The 1,055-nt window shown below is 65.8% G+C and carries 1 protein-coding gene; it reads right to left on the bottom strand.

Features of this window, described 5'->3' with window-relative positions:
* Positions 1-1,055 (bottom strand): maltose alpha-D-glucosyltransferase (treS, locus tag KWI83_RS37740; protein ID WP_218518881.1); only part of this gene is annotated, 1,055 nt, incomplete at both ends.

Here is a 1,055-nt window from a genome sequence, read left to right as displayed (position 1 = left end):
CGGTCGTTGTCCAGGAGCGGGGCGAGGCGGCGGCGGATGCCGATGTTGGCGCGCATGCGCGGGTCCTTGGCGTACTCCGCGTACATGTAGTCGCGCTCTTCGTCGGTGACCATTTCGAGCGTGAGCTCGTCGTGGTTGCGCAGGAAGATGCCCCACTGGCAGCCGGAGGGGATCGCCGGGGTCTTGGCGAGGATCTCCGAGACCGGGTACCTCGACTCCCTGCGCACCGCCATGAAGATGCGCGGCATGACGGGGAAGTGGAACGCCATGTGGCACTCGTCGCCGCCGGAGGGGTAGTCGCCGAAGTAGTCGACGACGTCCTCCGGCCACTGGTTCGCCTCGGCGAGCAGCACCGTGTCCGGGTAGTGGGCGTCGATCTCCTTGCGGACCCGCTTCAGGAAGTCATGGGTCGCCGGAAGGTTCTCGCAGTTGGTGCCCTCCTCCGCGTAGAGGTAGGGCACGGCGTCCAGGCGGAAGCCGTCGATGCCCAGGTCCAGCCAGAAGCGCAGCGCGGAGAGGATCTCCTCCTGGACGGCCGGGTTCTCGTAGTTGAGGTCCGGCTGGTGGGAGAAGAACCGGTGGAAGAAGTACTGCTTGCGCACCGGGTCGAACGTCCAGTTGGACACTTCCGTGTCCACGAAGATGATGCGGGCGTCCTGGTACTGCTTGTCGTCGTCGGCCCACATGTAGTAGTCGCCGTAGGGGCCGTCGGGATCTCTGCGGGATTCCTGGAACCACGGGTGCTGGTCGCTGGTGTGGTTCATGACGAAGTCGATGATCACGCGCATGCCGCGCTGGTGGGCGGCGTCGACGAACTCGACGAAGTCGGCGAGGTCACCGAACTCGGGCAGGACGGCGGTGTAGTCGGAGACGTCGTAGCCGCCGTCGCGCAGCGGTGACTTGAAGAAGGGCGGGAGCCAGAGGCAGTCGACGCCGAGCCACTGCAGATAGTCGAGCTTGGCGGTCAGGCCCTTGAGGTCGCCGACGCCGTCGCCGTTGCTGTCCTGGAAGGAGCGGACGAGGACCTCGTAGAAGACGGCACGCTTGAACCACTG

The organism is Streptomyces sp. TRM70350 (assembly GCF_019219825.1).
Classification (GTDB): Bacteria; Actinomycetota; Actinomycetes; order Streptomycetales; family Streptomycetaceae; genus Streptomyces.
The sequence above is the reverse complement of the archived record's forward strand: the minus strand, read 5'-3'. Positions and strand labels throughout refer to the sequence as shown.